17 protein-coding genes and 1 riboswitch are annotated in these 20,141 nt (G+C 39.7%); of the genes, 3 read left to right on the top strand and 14 right to left on the bottom strand.

What is annotated here, in order from left to right; genetic code table 11:
- Positions 1 to 6 precede the first annotated feature (6 nt).
- Positions 7 to 426, bottom strand: a complete 420-nt coding sequence (cymR, locus tag RCP16_RS02125; RefSeq protein WP_069329183.1) for a cysteine metabolism transcriptional regulator CymR — start codon at positions 424 to 426, stop codon at positions 7 to 9.
- 332 nt (positions 427 to 758) lie between these two features.
- Here cymR and mnmA point away from each other — a divergent pair, with 332 nt between their 5' ends.
- Positions 759 to 1,883, top strand: coding sequence for a tRNA 2-thiouridine(34) synthase MnmA (mnmA, locus tag RCP16_RS02120; protein WP_308641536.1), 1,125 nt, complete (start codon positions 759 to 761; stop codon positions 1,881 to 1,883).
- A 100-nt stretch (positions 1,884 to 1,983) separates the two neighbouring features.
- Here mnmA and crcB (RCP16_RS02115) read toward each other — a convergent pair whose 3' ends face one another.
- The 3 genes from crcB (RCP16_RS02115) to RCP16_RS02105 form a co-directional block, all read right to left on the bottom strand.
- Entirely contained in the window at positions 1,984 to 2,349 is a 366-nt protein-coding gene (crcB, locus tag RCP16_RS02115) for a fluoride efflux transporter CrcB (RefSeq protein ID WP_069329181.1), read from the bottom strand.
- On the bottom strand, positions 2,339 to 2,731 hold the full coding sequence (gene crcB, locus RCP16_RS02110) for a fluoride efflux transporter CrcB (RefSeq protein ID WP_308641535.1): 393 nt from the start codon (positions 2,729 to 2,731) through the stop codon (positions 2,339 to 2,341). The genes crcB (RCP16_RS02115) and crcB (RCP16_RS02110) overlap by 11 nt, the downstream gene beginning before the upstream one ends.
- A 68-nt stretch (positions 2,732 to 2,799) precedes the next feature.
- A riboswitch (Fluoride riboswitch) is annotated at positions 2,800 to 2,862 on the bottom strand.
- Between the two features lie 45 nt (positions 2,863 to 2,907).
- Entirely contained in the window at positions 2,908 to 4,227 is a 1,320-nt protein-coding gene (locus RCP16_RS02105; RefSeq protein WP_308641534.1) for a replication-associated recombination protein A, read from the bottom strand.
- Between the two features lie 153 nt (positions 4,228 to 4,380).
- Here RCP16_RS02105 and RCP16_RS02100 point away from each other — a divergent pair, with 153 nt between their 5' ends.
- Positions 4,381 to 4,674, top strand: a complete 294-nt coding sequence (locus tag RCP16_RS02100; protein WP_308641533.1) for a cupin domain-containing protein — start codon at positions 4,381 to 4,383, stop codon at positions 4,672 to 4,674.
- 159 nt (positions 4,675 to 4,833) lie between these two features.
- Here RCP16_RS02100 and RCP16_RS02095 read toward each other — a convergent pair whose 3' ends face one another.
- From RCP16_RS02095 to RCP16_RS02060, 8 genes are all read right to left on the bottom strand, one after another.
- Positions 4,834 to 6,966 carry a HelD family protein gene (locus RCP16_RS02095; RefSeq protein ID WP_308641532.1) on the bottom strand — a complete coding sequence of 711 codons (2,133 nt, stop codon included), beginning with the start codon at positions 6,964 to 6,966 and terminating at the stop codon, positions 4,834 to 4,836.
- A 578-nt stretch (positions 6,967 to 7,544) separates the two neighbouring features.
- Entirely contained in the window at positions 7,545 to 8,300 is a 756-nt protein-coding gene (locus RCP16_RS02090; protein ID WP_069329176.1) for a tRNA threonylcarbamoyladenosine dehydratase, read from the bottom strand.
- Positions 8,301 to 8,454: 154 nt separating this feature from the next.
- Complete coding sequence (gene aspS, locus RCP16_RS02085; RefSeq protein WP_273594594.1) at positions 8,455 to 10,245, bottom strand: aspartate--tRNA ligase; 1,791 nt, start codon at positions 10,243 to 10,245, stop codon at positions 8,455 to 8,457.
- 66 nt (positions 10,246 to 10,311) lie between these two features.
- The gene (gene hisS, locus RCP16_RS02080; RefSeq protein ID WP_069329174.1) at positions 10,312 to 11,556 is read right to left on the bottom strand and encodes a histidine--tRNA ligase; all 1,245 of its coding nucleotides are present in this window, start codon (positions 11,554 to 11,556) and stop codon (positions 10,312 to 10,314) included.
- A gap of 843 nt (positions 11,557 to 12,399) precedes the next feature.
- Positions 12,400 to 12,846, bottom strand: coding sequence for a hypothetical protein (locus tag RCP16_RS02075; protein ID WP_137223278.1), 447 nt, complete (start codon positions 12,844 to 12,846; stop codon positions 12,400 to 12,402).
- 84 nt (positions 12,847 to 12,930) lie between these two features.
- Positions 12,931 to 13,437: a type 1 glutamine amidotransferase domain-containing protein gene (locus tag RCP16_RS02070; protein WP_069329172.1), complete on the bottom strand. Its 507-nt coding sequence runs from the start codon at positions 13,435 to 13,437 to the stop codon at positions 12,931 to 12,933.
- Positions 13,438 to 13,635: 198 nt separating this feature from the next.
- Positions 13,636 to 14,088 carry a D-aminoacyl-tRNA deacylase gene (gene dtd / locus RCP16_RS02065; protein WP_308641531.1) on the bottom strand — a complete coding sequence of 151 codons (453 nt, stop codon included), beginning with the start codon at positions 14,086 to 14,088 and terminating at the stop codon, positions 13,636 to 13,638.
- A gap of 94 nt (positions 14,089 to 14,182) precedes the next feature.
- The gene (locus tag RCP16_RS02060; RefSeq protein ID WP_069329170.1) at positions 14,183 to 16,357 is read right to left on the bottom strand and encodes a RelA/SpoT family protein; all 2,175 of its coding nucleotides are present in this window, start codon (positions 16,355 to 16,357) and stop codon (positions 14,183 to 14,185) included.
- 375 nt (positions 16,358 to 16,732) lie between these two features.
- On the opposite strand from RCP16_RS02060, the gene uraA reads away from it, so the two are divergent.
- Complete coding sequence (uraA, locus tag RCP16_RS02055) at positions 16,733 to 18,052, top strand: uracil permease (RefSeq protein ID WP_308641530.1); 1,320 nt, start codon at positions 16,733 to 16,735, stop codon at positions 18,050 to 18,052.
- A 275-nt stretch (positions 18,053 to 18,327) separates the two neighbouring features.
- Here the strand turns inward: uraA and RCP16_RS02050 are convergent, their stop codons facing one another.
- On the bottom strand, positions 18,328 to 19,521 hold the full coding sequence (locus tag RCP16_RS02050) for a cation:proton antiporter (RefSeq protein WP_069329168.1): 1,194 nt from the start codon (positions 19,519 to 19,521) through the stop codon (positions 18,328 to 18,330).
- Position 19,522: 1 nt separating this feature from the next.
- Positions 19,523 to 20,020, bottom strand: a complete 498-nt coding sequence (locus RCP16_RS02045) for a cation:proton antiporter regulatory subunit (protein ID WP_069329167.1) — start codon at positions 20,018 to 20,020, stop codon at positions 19,523 to 19,525.
- Positions 20,021 to 20,141 lie beyond the last annotated feature (121 nt).

Below are 20,141 nucleotides of genomic sequence, written 5' to 3'. Positions count from 1 at the left end.
TCGAATTTAGATATAAAACATATAATTGTCTTCTTGACCTTGCTCACGGTACGTGATCAGATCTTTAAGTGTTGTTGAATCAATGACTTGAGCGATGGCATCACGAATCTGCATCCATAGATGACGCTTAGCAGCTACATCTTCATCGGTAAAATCAACAACGGAAATGGGACCTTCGAGTACACGAATAACTTCGCCTGCTGTAATCGTCTCCGGTTCACGTGATAAAATATAACCGCCATACGCTCCGCGGATACTTTTTACTAATCCGGCATTACGAAGTGGAGCGATTAACTGCTCCAAATAGTGTTCAGATAGTTGATTTTTTTCTGCAATACTTTTGAGTGATGTAGGACCTTCACCAAAGCGGGAAGACAATTCCATCATGATTGTTAGACCGTAACGTCCTTTAGTTGATATCTTCATATAGGGCACCTCACTTAAATTTGGCAAAAACAATGATAAATCGTTGATTTATTGAACAACCTCAATTATTATTAATAGTTGCACGTATCGTAAAATTTCGATAATTCACTGTATTCCGATCATTCTTGTGACCTATCGTAACATATATACAGGCTTTATGGGAAATTATTCGTGCTTTTCTCCACGCGATCTTGCAAGAAAATGGTACAATGAATTATTGCTGTCGGTTAGATATACCTTTTACAGATGAATTCTTATTATTGGGTACAGAATATGATCCATTTAGCAAATAATACAGAATCATCTCATCTTATATAAAGTGGTGAGTACAAATGGAAAAAGCAAAATCAGACACTCGTGTCGTTGTCGGTATGTCCGGCGGAGTCGATTCCTCAGTGACCGCGTTGCTACTCAAACAACAAGGTTATGATGTGATCGGAATTTTTATGAAAAACTGGGATGATACCGATGAATTCGGTCATTGTACAGCAGAAGAAGATTCAGAGGATGTGCGCCGGGTCTGTGAACAGATCGGTATTCCTTACTATACAGTGAATTTTGAAAAAGAATACTTTGATAAAGTATTTACGTATTTCTTAGACGAATACAAACGTGGACGCACACCGAATCCAGACGTGATGTGTAACCGTGAAATCAAGTTCGGTGAATTTTTGAACAAAGCGATGGATCTAGGTGCTGATTATGTCGCTACAGGTCATTATGCACGTGTTGTTGAAAAAGACGGTGTATTCCAGTTGCTACGCGGTATTGATAATGGCAAAGATCAAACGTATTTCCTGAATGCATTGAATCAAAAACAATTATCCAAAACGATGTTCCCGATCGGTCATTTGCCGAAACCAGAAGTTCGCCGTATTGCAGAAGAAGCAGGTCTATATACAGCGAAGAAAAAAGATAGCACTGGCGTATGCTTTATCGGTGAACGTAATTTCCGTGAATTTTTAAGTGGATACTTACCTGCGAAATCGGGCAAAATGATTGATATTGCAACAGGTGAAGTCAAAGGCGATCATGATGGATTGATGTATTACACTCTTGGACAACGTCAAGGATTGGGAATTGGCGGTTCAGGAAATGGGAATCCGTGGTTTGTCGCTGACAAAGATTTGGATCAAAACATTTTGTATGTTGTACAAGGTGATCAACATCCAAGTCTGTATTCGACTGGTCTTGTAGCATCTGTGATGAACTGGATTGATGGTTCTGAACATGCAGTGGGTTCAACTCTTCATTGCGTAGCGAAGTTCCGTTACCGTCAACCGGATCAAGGTGTGACGTTGACATGGCAAGCTGATGGCAATGTCCATGTGCAATTTGATGAGCCACAAAAAGCAATCACCCCAGGACAAGCAGTTGTTTTCTATGATGGAGAACTTTGTCTAGGTGGCGGTACAATTGATGTCGTTGAAAAAGTTGCTTACGAAGCCGTTGTGTAATTGTTATAGAAACTAAGTTAAATATGTAATAACAGCAAAGAGTTACTGATGATCGTTATCAGTAACTCTTTGCTGTTTCTCATACTTTTTAATCACAAACTTATAAATACGTATTTCCTATCCATAGCCCCAATGCAGCAAATCCTATGCCCAGTACATAGGAAGCACCGATATAGCTCCAGAAGATGCGATACTTTTTTTTCAAATGTAATTCAATATTTTCTAACTTAAATGTTGAGAACGTAGTATAACTGCCCATAAAACCAGTACCAATCAATAATTGAAAATGACTATTTAACCCTGAAGCGAATAATAATCCTAACAAAAAAGAACCGCTGATATTAATACATAGCGTCGCTAAAGGAAATTGCATCGGCCACTTGGTTTTCATCCAGTTGGATAATAATAAGCGAGTCAACACGCCAAATACCGCTCCTACTGATACCAACAGCATATTAATGAGCATGACGATTCCTCCTTCTATTCAACCATTGTTCGCTCACATAGAATCCGAAGCGCGAAGATAACAATCCACCGATAAGACTGGCTCCGATATAAAGTATTGCTGTACCGTACCAGTGTTTTTCGATCAGTTGAATACTTTCCACACTAAATGTTGAAAAGGTAGTAAATGAACCTACAAATCCGGTACCAAGCGCTGTAATTATCGTTTTTGAGATATAAGGAAGTTCCGCCAAGTACTTCATCACTATCGCTAACAGAAAACATCCCACAATATTAATGATCAATGTCGCCATTGGAAAGCCAGGGCTTACAATCCATACTCCTGTTAGATAACGACATAATGCTCCCAACACGCCAAATAGAGCGACCCAGACATAATACATATTTATGATCCCCTTTCCTTTACATAAAAATAACTCCTACTCGATCAAGACACAGCAATCCTGCGCTTAAACAAGTAGGAGTCATTAGCTGAAATCAGCAGTCAATGGCGAACTCCATCGCCGATTTTATTGATTTTAATATAACGTATGCCTATTAGTTTGTAAAGAATGGCATATTATAATCCTCGTCTGCGTTCTTGATTGAGCTTGATCTTCGATTCATTGCCCTGTTCTGTCGCTTGATAAAACACTTTACGAGAAATCCCTTTCGGCAAATACTCTTGTTTGACAAAATGATTCGGGAAGTTATGCGGATACTTATATCCTTCATGCCCCAACTGTGCTGATCCTTTGTAATGAGTATCTCGTAAATGCAAAGGAACTTCAGCAGACTTGATCTCATCAATAGCCGACATTGCACTGGAAACGGCAGTATAGACAGCATTAGACTTCGGACTTTCGACAGCAAATAGAATCGCTTGCGCAATATTGAGCTTCGCCTCAGGCCATCCATTTGTACGATACGCATCTAATGCGCCTAGTGATTGAATCATCGCCTGTGGGTTAGCCAGTCCGATATCTTCACTACTGGCAGCGATTAAGCGTCTTAGGAAAGTCATCGGGTCCATCCCTAACTTTTCAACTGCATATAAGAACCAGAATAGAGCAGCATCACTGGAGCCCCGTATACTTTTGTGAAAAGCAGACAATACATCATATTGAGTCGACTCATCTGCCCTTACAATCGGACGACGAATCGATTCTTCTGCTACTTCTAAAGTCACATGAATATTGCCTTCACTGTCTGGTGGTGTAGTCACAGCAGCCAGTTCTAACGCATTAAGTGCTCGCCGAATATCTCCATTAGCCATAGAAGCGATATGTTGTAATGCTTCTTCATCCACTTGTAATTGCATAAATCCAAGTCCACGCTGTGAATCGCTCAATGCACGCTTCATTGCAATCATCGAATGTTCTTGATTCAATGACTCTAATTGAAAAAGAGTCGAGCGACTCATCAAAGCGCCATTCACATAATGAAAAGGATTTTCAGTGGTAGCCCCTATAAAAATAATTGTTCCTTTTTCTACAGCAGGTAATAGTGCATCTTGACGAGAGCTATTAAACCGATGGACTTCATCTAGAAAAAGAATCGTTTTGGTACCGTATAACGACTTATTCGTCTGTGCCCGTTCGATCACTTCACGCACTTCTTTAACTGTGGCTTCTACAGCATTTAGTCGTACAAATTCAGCTTGTGTATGCTTTGAAATAATGTGTGCTAATGTCGTTTTGCCACACCCTGGTGGGCCGTATAATAAGATCGATGATACTTGATCTGCTTCAATCGCCCGTCGTAGTAATTTACCCTGACCGACAATCTGTTCTTGCCCTATATATTCATCGAGCGACTGTGGACGCATCCGATCTGCCAGTACACCCATACTCTCTGATCCAGAACCATTGCCACTGTCTTCATAAGAAAATAAATCCATACGTTCACATCCTATCTATACTGACTCATTTATACTGTCACATTTGTAGTGACTGTAATCACCTAGATGATTCTGATTTCGATCTATAGTAAAAGCAGGTTAACAACAACCCTAATAATTGCCTTATGCTAAACACTTGAAGGAGACGATAGTATGCAAACCATTTTATTAGATACAGTAATACCACAACAGGATAAAAAACTAACTTCGATCTACAATACCGAAGCACGTCAGATTGTTCATTTACAATTAAGTGCGAATCAAGAAATTCCAACTCACAAAAGCCCTAAGCATGTCTTCATTGTGGTCAAAATTGGAAAAGTAGCTTTTACCGTATCAGACCAAGAAATTATACTTTCTCCTAATGAAGTTTTGATTATGGAACCTGATGAATTTCATTCTCTCAAAGCCCTTGAAGATACCTCTATTTTAGTTATCAAATCCTAAATTGGGCGAAAGACCGTCTCTTTATTTTAACATTATTTTGCACAAAAAGCAGAAAGAGAGTCCATATACAGATTCACTGTGTACGGTACTCTCTTTTTAGCATTTTGACTTGATTGTATAGAATGAGTATCCTTACTCCACACTACATTTTAATTATTGTTATCTACTAATATAATCAGGTACTTGTTGGCCATGCATAATCCACAATTCGTGCAGTGCACGCGTACATCCAACATACAATAATTTGGCATCCCAATCATCATTACGATAATGATCCGTATCTACATCAGTGACGATCACTGCATCAAATTCTAACCCTTTAGACAAATACACAGGTAGAATCGAATGTCCACCTTGATAAGCAGCTTTGCCTCCATCAATTAAATGGATATCTATCCCTTGTTCAGTCAGTTGTTGATGTAGCGCTATCGCTTCATGCAGAGTACGTGTCAGAATAGCAGTTGTACGGTACTCTTTAGCTTGCAATTGTTGCCAGTGTGACTTAATCGTCTCTATACGTGAATCCGGAAGACAAGGAATCATCTGTACCGGATCACCACTACGGAATACAGGTACAGCGGTGATACCATTTTGTACACCTTTATCCAAAATAATATTTGCAAATTCGATAATTTCCATCGTTGAACGATAACTTCGAGTTAATGGGAAGTAATCGGTCTGCTCCGAAGCAAATAAACTGCTTATTTCTTCCCATTGGTGTACTCCCCGATACGCATGAATCCCCTGCGACAAATCACCCAGTATCGTAAATGAACTACCCCGTACATAATGATCTAATAAAGACACATGGAAAGGCGAAAAGTCTTGCGCTTCATCCATCACCACATGGTCAAAGCGATGTTCGGCTTCCATCTCATGAAGTAGCGTATGGATATATACCAGCGCTGGCAGATCATCTTCACGAATACGATCTTTTTTCAATTCACTGGAGATAATTTTGATAACATCAGTCGGAATCTGTTCCCAGATCGGTTGCAGATTTTCAGTGAGACTATTACTTTTAATTGCTTTAAATAGTTGTTTATATAATGTTAACGGCTCGTATTTCGGCCATTTATTTAAGTATGCTTTTTCACGTTGAGCCGCTTTTTTCTTACGCTCTTTACGGATAGCTTCGGAAGGCGCTATTTTTAACTGCATTTCTACCCAGCGGTGAACACGTGCCATCACTCGCTCTTTACGCTTCGCTAATGGATAGTGTTTGTATTCATTATTGAACCATTCCAATATCTCATCTTGTGGCAAAATCGCTCCGTCCCATGGATTAAAGTCCATATCAGGAACTGCTGTCTGCTCAAGCACTTCGATATACTGACGAATCAACTGCATAAATACAAGCGATCCTTTATAACGAGAAGGGGTATGATCGGTTACAGCTGGACGATCGGTATTTTCAAACCAGTAATCATACGTCTCTGATTGAGGAACAAGACGGATATCACTTTTAAGAATCTGTTGCGCCCAGTCACTGAATGTACTTTGTTGAATATCACCTACACCCAGTTCAGGTAACACTTCTGAAATGTAGTCTAAAAACATATGGTTAGGTGCAAAAATAATCATTTTATCGGCAGATACTTGCTCTTGATATTGATACAGTAAAAAAGCTAATCGATGCAGAGCAACGGTTGTTTTCCCACTACCGGCTACTCCTTGAATCACCAGTGCTGTATTTTTAGCGGCACGGATAATCCGATCTTGCTCGGCTTGAATCGTAGATACAATATCACGCAATTTATTATCTTTATTTTCGCCCAGACGATACACCAGAAATTCATCAGTGACCGCAGGTTCTGTACTTTCACGATCATACGTATCTGCTAGACGTTCTAACATCCGTTGATGAATCACAATATTGCGTTTCAGATAGACTAATCCTTGAATGAATCCTTCTGGAGCTTCATAGACTGCTGCTTCATCTCCGCCTGTAAATGAGTAAAACAAACTGGCAACCGGTGCTCGCCAATCAATCACTAATGGCTGATCATCCACTTCAGACTTACCTACGCCAATCTTGCCAATATACAGCGGTTGACGCGCTCCTTCTTCTCCTTCTGCAAAATCGAGTCGACCAAAATACGGTGCTTGTGCGCTTTTCGAAAGAGATTGACGTTGCTGTTCACGACCTGATTCCAAAATCTGCTCGGTAAAATCATGACCGGTATAGACAGGCATCTGGCTTAAACGCTCGAGTTGTTCATCGATCTCAACAACCGTTTGTTGCAACTTGTCTTGCTCTTCTTGATAGGCACTTTGAAAGTTGTCCTCCAATTTCAGTTACCTCCTAAGAAATCTACTTATGATCTCTTTGTTAAGCACGCAAAAAAACAAAACGCAAACGTAACAGTAAAAAGGTACACTTCTCATGATCACTTTTTGCAAAGCGAATATGGTGTCATGTGTACTATTTTCAGGTCAGTCTGCGCTTATGTTTATAGTTTTACCATTAACAAAGGATTTTTAATATACCACAAGCATTTTGAAAAAACTAGTTCTTTTTGGCGGGATAAGTAGGACTTACTTTGAAATAGAGTAAGTTATGAGTTGTTTATTTATTATTATTTTTGCATCATTCACTTCAGAAAAGGCTTTGTTCTTGCCGTCGTTGGTGAAATGTAATCCCTTGATTAGACTGCATAGCAGTCGGGATTCCACTTCAAAGGCGACTTTCAGAACATATCCATTTCTTACGCTACGTTGGAATGAAGATTATTTTACGTTAGCAATAGCAACATCGTAAATTATTAATTGCTTATACCGATTATCTTTGAAAAGAATGATAAGAAAAGAGCATGTATCTTTGGAAGATAGCATGCTCTTTCTTATGAAAACTTACTTAGCATTGTATTTTAGAGTTCGATACCATTCTTTTCAAGCAGATCGCGGACAGTGACGCTGACCATGATGAGTCCTGCTACAGGGGGTACGAAAGCATTACTTGCTGGTGGTTGTTTAGCTTTACGGATTTCCGGTGCATTTTCAGGCACGATTTTGTCCGTAATATCCTGACGTGGTTTCATCGGTTTTTCGGTAGAAAATACGACTTTCACGCCTTTTTTGATGCCTTCTTGACGTAATTTGGTACGAACGATACGTGCAATCGGGTCCATTTTGGTCTGCGAAATATCGGCTACCTGAAATTGACTCGGGTCCATTTTGTTAGCTGCACCCATACTCGAAATGACAGGGATTTTGCGTTCTAGGCATTGTTTGATCAAATGGATTTTATAAATGATCGTGTCTGAAGCATCGATTACATAATCGAGATCATATTTAAACAATTCTTCGTACGTTTCTTCGGTATAGAACATGTTTAGTGCGATTGCGTCACATTCAGGATTAATCAATTTGACACGATCCACCATTAGATCCGCTTTCTTTTGTCCAACCGTAGTCGTTAGCGCATGAATTTGGCGATTGATGTTAGTAATATCAACCGTATCTTTGTCGATCAAAATAATACGTCCGATACCTGTACGTGCGAGGGCTTCCACAGCAATTCCGCCGACTCCACCAATACCTAACACAGCGACAGTACTATTTTTCATCACTTCCATACCTTCTGAGCCAAAAGCAAGTTCTGTACGTGAAAATTGGTTTAACATCAATATTCACTCCTTTCTTCATGAGTGGAAGACTGAACTTCATATAAATAGCTCTAATGTATTGTACGTTCTAAGAGCTATATAACAAAAGTATTCTGAGCAAGCATATTTAAAATACCTTTATATGGCATTGCCCAGAATATTTTAAATGATTTTATTTATTTTCTTGTTTTTTGTCATCGCCCGGTTTTTTAGCCAATTTGATATGCAATTGTTGAAGTTGAGAAGTATCGACTTCAGATGGTGCATTCATCAATAGATCTGTAGCATTGGCTGTTTTCGGGAATGCGATCGTTTCACGCAAGTTTGTACGTCCTGCTAGCAACATCACTAGACGGTCAAATCCAAATGCAATACCACCGTGTGGAGGTGTTCCGTATTCGAATGCATCCATCAAGTAACCGAATTTATCACGAGATTCTTCTTCTGGAAGACCCAATGCTGCGAACATTTTTTCTTGTACATCACGTTTGTAAATACGCATTGAACCGCCACCGACTTCATAACCATTCAATACGATATCGTAGGCTTGAGCACGAATTTGACCTGGATCTGTATCGAACAAATGTACATCTTCTTCACGAGGACGTGTGAACGGATGATGTTCTGCAACATAACGTTTCGCATCTTCATCGTAACCAAGTAATGGGAAGTCTACCACCCATACAAATTTGAATGCTTTCTCATCAATCAGACCTAGATCGCTTCCGATTTTCAGACGCAATGCACCCAATACATCAGCAACGACTTTTTTAGTATCCGCAGAGAATAACAATAAGTCGCCCTCTTCTGCGCCTACTGCTGCTTTGATTTGCTCTAATTCTTGCTCATTGAAGAATTTAACGATAGGTCCTTTAAGCTCGCCTTCTTTCACTTGAATCCAAGCTAGACCTTTAGCGCCATAACGTGCTGCATATGGCTCTAAGCTATCGATTTCTTTACGAGTCCATGTGCCACAACCTTTAGCGTTTAAGCACTTCACTTCTCCGCCTTTTTCAATCACAGAAGCAAATACTTTAACACCACTTGCAGCTACAATATCACTCACATTAACCAATTCTAATCCAAAGCGAAGATCTGGTTTATCTGAACCGTATTTATCCATGGCGTCAGCATGTGTAATGCGTTGGAATGGAGTAGGGATATCTACATTGACCGTTTCTTTAAATAATTTCACCATTAATTGTTCCATCATATCAAGCAAGTTGTCCTGTGTTAAGAAAGAAGTCTCAATATCGACCTGTGTAAATTCCGGTTGACGGTCTGAACGCAAATCTTCATCACGGAAACAACGAGCGATCTGGTAATAACGTTCCAATCCACTCACCATCAATAATTGTTTGTAAATCTGTGGTGATTGTGGCAATGCGAAAAATTCGCCTGCATGGACACGGCTAGGTACAAGATAATCACGTGCACCTTCTGGTGAACTCTTTGTCAAAATTGGTGTTTCTACATCAATAAAGCCTTCACCATCTAAGAAATCACGGAAAATTTTAGCTGCTTTAGAACGCAACATCAATGTTTTTTGCATTTCAGGACGACGCAAGTCCAAGTAACGATATTTCAAACGAACGGATTCGTCGACTTCGATCCCATCTTCGATAAAGAATGGAGGCGTTTTGGCTGCATTCAATACTTCAATTTCAGTAATGCGTACTTCAATCTCACCTGTTGGCAAGTTTTTGTTGATCGTCTCATCTTCACGTAATACCACTTCGCCTTTAACAGCTAATACATATTCACTACGAACACGGTCTGCGATTTGTAGAGCATCGCCAGAGTATGCAGGGTTGAATACAACTTGTACAATCCCTGTACGGTCACGTAGATCGATAAATAGTACGCCACCCAAGTCACGACGAGTCTGTACCCAGCCATTCAAAGTGATCGTTTCGCCAATATTGGCAGTTGTTAGTTGTCCACAGTTATGAGTCCTTAACATAAATTATTCATTCTCCTTCAAATTGAGTTGATGGTCTAACCTTGTATTGCACAAGTAAAACTATATTTATTTCAAGTGATCTGCTAACTCGTCCATTTTGACAGTTTGCTGTTCACCGGTATCCATACGTTTTAGAGCAATTTCACCACGTAGCAATTCATCTTCACCGAGAATCGCTGTATACCGTGCTTTAAAGCGATCAGCTGATTTCATCTGAGCTTTCATTTTACGTCCTAGATAATCTCGTTCTGCGGAAAAACCTAATTTACGTAATTTGAATAATTGCTTCACGACTTCTACTTCTGCCGCTTCACCGAGTGCTAGCAAATATACATCGAGTGGCTGAATCGCTGGAATATCGACTTCTTGATCTTCCAATAACAATTGCAGACGTTCCATCCCAATACCAAAGCCGATTCCTGGTTGATCCGGTCCACCGACTTCAGAGACTAACTTGGTATAGCGTCCTCCGCCGCCAACAGTATCAATCGCTCCAATACCTTGAGCTTTATATTCAAAAGCAGTATGTGCGTAATAATCCAGACCACGTACAAGACGAGGATTGATCGTATACGCTACATCCATAATTTCCAAATACTCTTTTACTTTGGCAAAATAAGCGGTACTTTCTTCGTCCAAGCTATCTAGAATTGAAGGTGCATCGACGAATTTGTCATGATCGATTTTGCAATCCAAGACACGCATCGGATTTCGTTCCATTCGATTTTGACAATCTTTGCACAACGTATCTCGCATAGGACGTAAGAATCCAAGCAAAGTCTCATTGTAGTTCGCTCTTGTCTCTGCGGTACCCACAGAGTTCACTTCAACAGTAACCCCTTTTAATCCTAATTCTCTAAAAAATTCTAAGCCGAGTGCAATCACTTCTGCATCAATTGCTGGATCAATCGAACCGAAAGCTTCGATACCGAACTGATGAAATTGACGATAACGTCCTGCTTGCGGACGCTCATAACGGAACATAGGACCCATATAATATAATTTGCTGACATCAGGCTCGCCATACAATTTATTTTCAGCATATGCGCGTACAACACCAGCTGTCCCTTCAGGACGTAGCGTCATACTTCTGCCACCTTTATCTTCAAACGTGTACATTTCTTTTTGTACAACATCCGTTGTTTCTCCTACACCACGTTGGAACAATTCTGTCGATTCAAATAATGGTGTACGTATCTCGCGATAGTTGTAACGTCTACATAGATCGCGTGCTTGTTGTTCGACATATTGCCATTTTTCTACTTTACCAGGTAAAAAATCTTGTGTACCTGTCGGTTTTTGAAAAGCCATTTCGTATTCCTCCTTGATTCAAATCATTCTCTATTCTCTTGCTAAATGACACAAAAAAATCCCACGCCTCTGTTTATTAAAAACAGGGACGAGGGATTGGATTATTCCATTCACCCGTGGTACCACCCACATTTCGAATACAACGTTCTAAATCAAACGATAACCGCTTTATTTAGAATACAACCATTGCACTCGCTTCATTAGCGGTTAACGCCCGCTGACTACGCATGAAGTTACTTGGATTCCAAAAGGATTAGTTATACTGTAAATATCAATTTACAGCTACACGTTCTCACTTTTCTATCTTTCACATCATGTTCTCGGGGAGGTCTTTTCACAAAGGAATACAGGGAATTCTTCCAGCCATGGAATTCCTCTCTTTATCGATCATCGATACTGTATCGATCTAAGTTACTTTTCCCGTCTACAAATTCGTATATTTAAAGATTACGTTGATCTCATAATCTCATAATCTTATATTCTATCGTTCCAACTGTCATCTACAAAGCTTATAGTCAGAATCATGTTATATTTAACGATTGTAATGAACCACTGCACTAAAGTCAACACTTTAACTTAATAAAAATATCCTTTGCAAAAAGACTCTATCGTTATAGACAAAAAAATAACCTACAGCAACGGGCTGTAGGCCAACATAGTATGTTAAAAAGGGGGTCATAGGTACATTATAGATGGTGATTGTTAAGAGAAGATGTTTCCTATATTACAGTTTCATTACAATAGGTAAACTTTGATCATTATATTCCATAAAAAAAGTGCTACAGATGAACATTCTTCACCTGTAACACCTTTTAAACTATATATCTACTTTAAAAATAAATATTAATCTAAAATTTCTACAAACGCATTGTTTGTACGCAATGCTTGAACAACTTGTTCTACATCAGCTTCCATCACAGAAGCAGACAATACATATTTCAGATCATCATAATCTTTGTCTGTAGCATTGCTTGCACTGTAAGCTGCATCGTCATCACTACGAGGTGAATCTTCGCGATCAACATCTTCACGATCTTCACGATTCTCAATAATAGCTGTTGGAGCGACAATGCCTCCTGGACCTGCTCCAGATGGAGCCCCTGCTGTACCTACAGCGCCGCCTGTATTTGTAGCAATCGGAACGAGCGGTACTAATACTTTACCACTTTGACTAATTTGGTGAGGTAAACGTCCCACCTCAAGTTGTTTTACATTGAACGTTTGCAGACTTGTTCTAGCACCCTCTGCTTGATCTTCTGTTTGAAAATAAGCTTGAATATGTTTAGTCATTATCATTACCTCCTTGCTGTATTTTAAATACATGGTACGGACATACTATTTTAAGAAAAGAAATCTTTTCGTGGTACGTTCTACTTACAATGCTTTTAAAATTTCACGTACAAAGGCTGGCTCATCTTTAGGTGTACGAGAAGTAATAAAATTACCATCTACAATCGCTTCGCCATCTTCAAAAGTTGCTCCTGCATTGACCATATCGTCTTTGAGAGGAGGGAATGAAGTAATGGTACGTCCTTGAAGCAAATTAGCACTTGCTAAAATTTGTGGACCGTGGCAAATCGCAGCAATTGGTTTTTTCGCTGTATTCACTTCCGTTACAAATTTCAGAATATCTTGATCCAAACGTAAACCTTCCGGTGAAGAACCACCAGGGATCACGACTCCATCATAATCAGCAGCGTTAACTTCACTGATTGCTTTTTCGATTGTGTATTCTTCTTTGCCGTTTTTACCTTTCACCGTTTCTCCTTTTTGGAGACCGATGATATCAACATCATGACCCGCTTTTTTCAGCTCGTCATAAGGCACCTGCATTTCGGAATCTTCAAATTGGTCTGCTAATAAGAATGCTACTTTACTCATGGGAATAGTTCTCCTTTCGTGATGCTATCTAGTTGTCTATACAGTAGAATACTGTAATTGTTCTCGCTTTCTTATTACCCTTTTCTTTTGCTCTTCTACCACAATCCATCATCTAATTGATAAATAAATAACAAAAAGAGCATTCTTCTTTACAAAAGAATGCCCTTTTATTCATCACCTATATGGTTTGTCTATCCATTAATTGTTTTTAGTGGGGCTATCAATAATCAGTGTGACAGGTCCCCAGTTCGTCAGAGACACATCCATATCTGCGCCGAAGATTCCTGTTTCAACCACAAGCCCTAACTCCCGCAAAGCACTATTAAATGCTTCATATACAGGTGTAGCCACTTCAGGACGAGCAGCATCGCTGAATCCCGGACGCTTACCTTTGCGACAATCTCCATACAAGGTAAACTGGGATACTGACAGTACCTGACCACCGATCTCCTGTAAACCTAGATTCATCTTTCCATTCTCATCTTCGAAAATACGAATTCCTGCTACTTTACCTGCAAGATACTTGGCATCTTCAACCGTATCCTGATGAGTAACTCCCACTAATACCATTAATCCTTTGTCAATTTGCCCGACAATTTCTTCATTTACGGTAACTGAAGCTTGTTTACAACGCTGAACAATCACTCTCATAAGTCTAAATCCTGCCTTTCTATAAAGAAAAGAAGCTAACGATTCCGGTGAAGGAGATTAGCTTCTTTTCAATTGGTATTACGATTAATTTATATTATTGCATAATCCGATGAACGGTATATACATCTTGAATACGTTTGATCTTATCGACTACCGATTGCAAATGATCTGTATTCCGAATCAAAATTGTCATATGAATCATAGCCATTTTGTTTTTATCGGAACGTCCAGATACCGCTGAAATATTCGTTTTGCTTTCTGCGACAGTCTGCAATACTTCATTGAGCAGTCCACGACGATCATGTCCTGTAATCTCAATATCCACACTATAGTTAGATTCAACAGCATTTTCCCAGCCCACTTCAATAATACGAGCGGCTTCACTGTTGTCACTCACATCAGGCACATTGGTACAATCGCTACGATGAATCGATACACCGCGTCCGCGTGTCACATAGCCGACAATATCATCACCTGGTACAGGATTACAACAACGAGCAAACCGTACTAATAGATTATCGATTCCTTTGACGCTTACGCCATTAGTTGGACGTGGACGTTTTTCTTCTGGCGCTGTTTTGACTTCTTTTACCTGTTCACTCAGTTCAATAATCGCCGATTCTTCTTGTTCTTTACGCAATTTCTCGGTTAAACGTGTACAGACTTGAGCCGCTGTAATGCCTCCAAATCCAATAGCAGATAACATATCTTCGCTGTCATGAAAAGCAAACTTTTTACCGACTTCGACTAATTTATCATCTGTTAACCAGACTGAAGGTTCCAGATTTAGACGTTTGATTTCACGTTCTAAAGCTTCGCGACCTTTTTCTACATTCTCTTCACGTTTTTCTTTTTTGAACCACTGCTTAATTTTACTACGCGCATGCGAAGATTGAGCAATTTTGAGCCAATCTTGACTTGGACCGTAGGAATGTTTAGAAGTCAAAATCTCAATAATATCGCCTGTTTTCAAACGATGATCCAGCGGTACAATGCGACCATTTACTTTAGCACCAATCGTCCGGTTACCCACTTCTGTATGAATACGATAAGCAAAATCAAGCGGTACAGATCCGATAGGTAATTCAATAACTTCTCCTTTTGGTGTGAAAACAAATACCAAATCAGAGAAAAAGTCCATTTTGAGTGATTCTACAAATTCAGAGGCATCTTTAGCTTCATGCTGCAATTCCAGAATCTCTTTGAAAAAAGGAACTTTATTTTCGATTGTTCCGGTTGTACCTTCTTTATACGCCCAGTGAGCCGCGATACCAAATTCAGCAGTACGGTGCATATCCCATGTACGAATCTGTACTTCTGTCGGTTCGCCATTTGGACCTACCACTGTCGTATGCAAAGACTGATACATATTCGTTTTAGGCATTGCAATATAATCTTTGAATCGACCTGGCATCGGTTTCCATAACGTATGAATAATACCCAAAGTGGCATAACAATCTTTGATATTATCTACAATAATACGGATCGCCAATAGATCGTAAATTTCATTAAATTGCTTGTTTTTCATCGTCATTTTTTGATACACACTATAGATATGCTTAGGTCTACCTGAAAGATCAGCTTCTACACCCATTTCAGATAGCTTTTCATTGATACGTCCAATCACATTATCAATATATTGTTCACGTTCTGCACGCTTTTTGTGCATCAAATTCGCAATACGATAATACTGTTGCGGATTCAAATAACGAAGAGCAATATCTTCCATTTCCCATTTGATCGCCGATATACCGAGACGATGAGCTACAGGACAGAAAATTTCAAGTGTTTCATAAGCAATACGGCGCTGACTTTCTTCGGACTGGTATTTCAGTGTGCGCATATTATGCAGACGGTCAGCTAGCTTGATCACAATAACGCGAATATCTTGCGCCATCGCAATAAACATTTTGCGATAATTCTCATTTTGTTGTTCTTCTTTGGAACGGAATTTAATTCGTTCTAACTTGGTTAGACCATCAACCAGCATGGCACAATTATCGCCAAACCGGGTGCGAATTTCATCAAGGGATACGGTGGTATCTTCAACAACATCATGCAGAAGTGCAGCAATAATGGAAATGGTATCCATTTCCATACCAACAACAATATCTGCAACCGCCAAAGGATGCAAAATATAAGGTTCTCCTGACTTCCGCACCTGGCCGTGATGGGCTTGATCAGCAAACTCATAGGCTTCCCGTATGCGGTGAAGATCCTTTTCTTTAATGTAGGCGGACGCCTTTTCAAGTAATCGCTCTATGCCCATAGAATCGTTGTCGTATCCTTTCTATTTATAAATAAACATTGTGAATCCTTTTTGAGAAACGAAAGAATATCACCTGTTTTCACATCTTTTTTTAAGTTTTCAGTATTTACCAAAAATACATATCAAAATGGAACCTGCCCATATCTGTGTGGCATCAGGTTCCGAAAAGGGGATTTCCTATAATTATGCCTCTTGCACGTATCCGCGTCAACCATTCTGGATGAATGGTTTATGAAGATTATCATGCTTTTCTGAAAAACGTTATTGAAAAAAACATGCAAACTCATTAAGCTATTAAAGATATGCGTTTGATCGTTGCAGAAGACAATTGTTGTTAATGTAGAGAATACTATTTGATCAGAAGGAGTGAATAACGTGCAGCGTGAAATTCAAGTGAATGAGAAACTTCCTTTATTTCAAGGATTGCTGTTAAGCTTACAGCATCTTTTTGCTATGTTCGGAAGTACAGTACTTGTTCCTAATCTGTTCCATGTCGATCCAGGTATGATTTTGTTGATGAATGGTATAGGTACCCTGCTTTATATCTGGATTTGTCGGGGCAAAATTCCTGCATACCTTGGTTCTAGCTTTGCATTTATCGCACCGGTAACGCTTGTATTAACCAAATACGGTTTTGATGAGAACGGTTACTCACTTGCGTTAGGTGCTTTTATTGTAACAGGTGTTATCTTCGCTCTAGTGGCTCTTATTGTAAAATATGCAGGTACAGGTTGGTTAGATATCGTCTTCCCTCCAGCAGCGATGGGTGCTATTGTCGCTCTGATCGGACTTGAACTGATTCCTGTCGCTGCACAGATGGCTGGATTTATCGCTCCTTCAGGTGCAGACACAAGTACATGGGCTCCTGATATGAAAGTCATTACGCTATCGTTAATCACGCTTGGCGTCACGCTACTCGGTGCTGTGACTTTTCGTGGATTCCCCAAAATCATACATATTCTGATTGGTATTGCAGTCGGCTATGGACTTGCTTTTCCAATGGGTCTAGTCGATACAACCAAAATTCAGGAAGCAAGCTTTATTCAACTGCCACAGGTCGTTACACCTTCTTTTAACTGGTCTGTCATTTTGACGATTATTCCTGTCGCTTTGGTCGTTATTGTTGAACACGTAGGTCACTTGCTTGTAACAAGTAATATTGTAGGCAAAAACTTATCCAAAGATCCTGGGCTTCATCGCTCTCTATTAGGAAACGGTATTTCAACGATATTGTCTGGCTTTGTCGGTTCCACACCCAATACAACATACGGTGAAAATATCGGTGTAATGGCATTAACAAAAGTGTATTCTATCTATGTGATTGCAGGAGCTGCTTTATTTGCTATCGTCCTTTCGTTCTCAGGTACATTTACAGGAGCTATCTCTGCGATTCCTCAACCTGTTATGGGCGGTGTATCTCTTCTTTTATTCGGAGTGATTGCCGCGTCAGGTCTGCGGATTCTGGTCGAACAAAAAGTCGATTACTCTAAAGCACAGAATATGCTACTTACCACAATGGTACTGATCACAGGTCTAAGCGGAGCGACTTTAAAATTCGGTTCTGTGGAGTTAAAAGGAATGGCGCTTGCGACGATTGTCGGTATTCTACTCAGTCTATTTTTCCGTATACTACATGTGACAGGATTATCCAATGATAAAGATGATCCATCTATGCCTGCCAAAAATCCAGATTGATCTATTGATCTCATCTTCATTAATTTATATTCAATAAAAAGACTACCTTTAACGTACAGAATACTTGTACAAGGGTAGTCTTTTTTATTGAATAGCATTACTTTTTTCTTTGTAGATATAGCCTGCTTTGTATTTTCTTTTCGAGATATACGGTCGTTATGACCATCCCAAGCAAGTCATTTTCTTATAATACGAGTCATTTACCATACTGAATATATGGTATCTGAGTAACGCTCACATCTGTTCGCTCGACGTGTTATAGGAAAATAATTTGCTTATTTTTTGAGTCTGAAAATACGTGCGATTCCGTTATGAATCCATTTCGATTCTTTCGTCATTAATGGGCCTAAAATCGCCAAGATCAAAACATAGATAGCAGCAAAAGGTTGTAAGATAGCAGCAAGTCCACCTGCTGCGCCTAGATTGGCTACAATAATTGAAAATTCACCACGAGACATAATCGTTAGTCCTACATTCGATGAAGATTTAGGTGATAAATTAGCTGTTTTTCCTGCTAACATCCCTGCTGAGTAGTTACCAATCATCGTCAAGATCACAGCACCTATCGCCAACCATACTGCATTTCCACCTAAGGACAATGGATCAATCGTCAGTCCAAAGCTAAAGAAGAACAGTGCGCCAAAGAAATCGCGGAAAGGTAAAATAATTTTTTCGATCCGATGCATATGCGAAGTTTCAGCAAGAACAAGACCTACTAATAAAGCGCCGATTGCTTCTGCGACATGAATCGTTTCGGAAAATCCAGCAATTAAAAATAAAGCAGCAAATACAGTACACATAAAAATTTCATTCGAAGGAATATTGAGTACTTTATTTAATAGTGGTACAGCTTTGCGTCCAACAACCAGGATCAATAACATATATCCAAGTGCCAGAGCAGCAGAAAGGAGAATACCACCAATTGAAGTTGCTCCACTTAACAATAGACCGGAGAGCACCGACAGATACACAGCTAAAAATACATCTTCAAACATAATAATCCCGAGGATCATTTCTGTTTCTGGATTAGCAGTACGCTTCAGATCAACTAACACTTTAGCTACAATTGCGCTGGAAGAGATTGTTGTAATCCCTGCAATCACCAATGTTTCTTTGATGCCAAATCCGGTAGCAAAACCGAACAGCAATCCCAGTGTAAAGTTAATTCCAATATAGATCGTTCCGCCAATCGCTATCGATTTACCGGCTTTGACCAACCGACCTACCGAGAATTCGAGTCCCAGATAGAACAGTAAGAAAATGACGCCGATCTTTCCCATAAATTCAATCAATTCAGCACTTTGAATAAATCGAAAATCCAAAATGCCGAATACTGGTGCATGAGGTCCTACAGCCATTCCCGCTAAAATATAAAACGGAACTACCGAGAACTTCAGTTTGGATGCTAGTAATCCTGCTAGAGCGACTAACAGAACAGCAATCCCAATCTCAAAAACAATATAGTCCATATTATCCAGACCCCCTCTCAAGCAATTGCTTAAGAATCTGAATACCGCTACGCTCACCAGCAACGACAAGAGTATATCCTTCTTGTAGTACATATTCGGGTCCTGGACTGATCTTCTGCTTACGACTTGATTCGATGCTTGCTATGATCACAGTACCTGTACTTTCACGAACAGCCAGATCGCCTATCGTTTTACCCAAGCAATCCATATTTCTTTTCAATTTGTACCATTCGATACTTAATTGAGACAATGATAATTCTGCTTGTTCTAGTCCACTAGGTCGATAGCTCATCCCACCAATAATGCTTGCAATCTGGCGAGCTTCTACATCTCCAAGTGTAACCACCAACTCATAGTCTTCCGGGCTGTCCGGTGGATTGTGAAAAATCTCGCGCTTCCCATCTTCATGCACAATGATCGATATTTTCTCACTCTCATCAGTTTCTACTGAAAATTTCCTGCCAATACCGGGTAAGTCCGTCTCACGAATGTTAGCCATACTTCCCCCTCCTTTATCTATAAAATAGCATGACTAATCTATACAGAAATAACTGTACATACCGTATGCTTCTACAATGTTATACGTGCTTCTATCCCTTAGGTTTCATAAAAATCTCATT

This window comes from Paenibacillus nuruki (genome assembly GCF_963311185.1).
Classification (GTDB): domain Bacteria; phylum Bacillota; class Bacilli; order Paenibacillales; family Paenibacillaceae; genus Saccharibacillus; species Saccharibacillus nuruki.
This window is presented reverse-complemented; position numbering and strand designations above follow the sequence as displayed.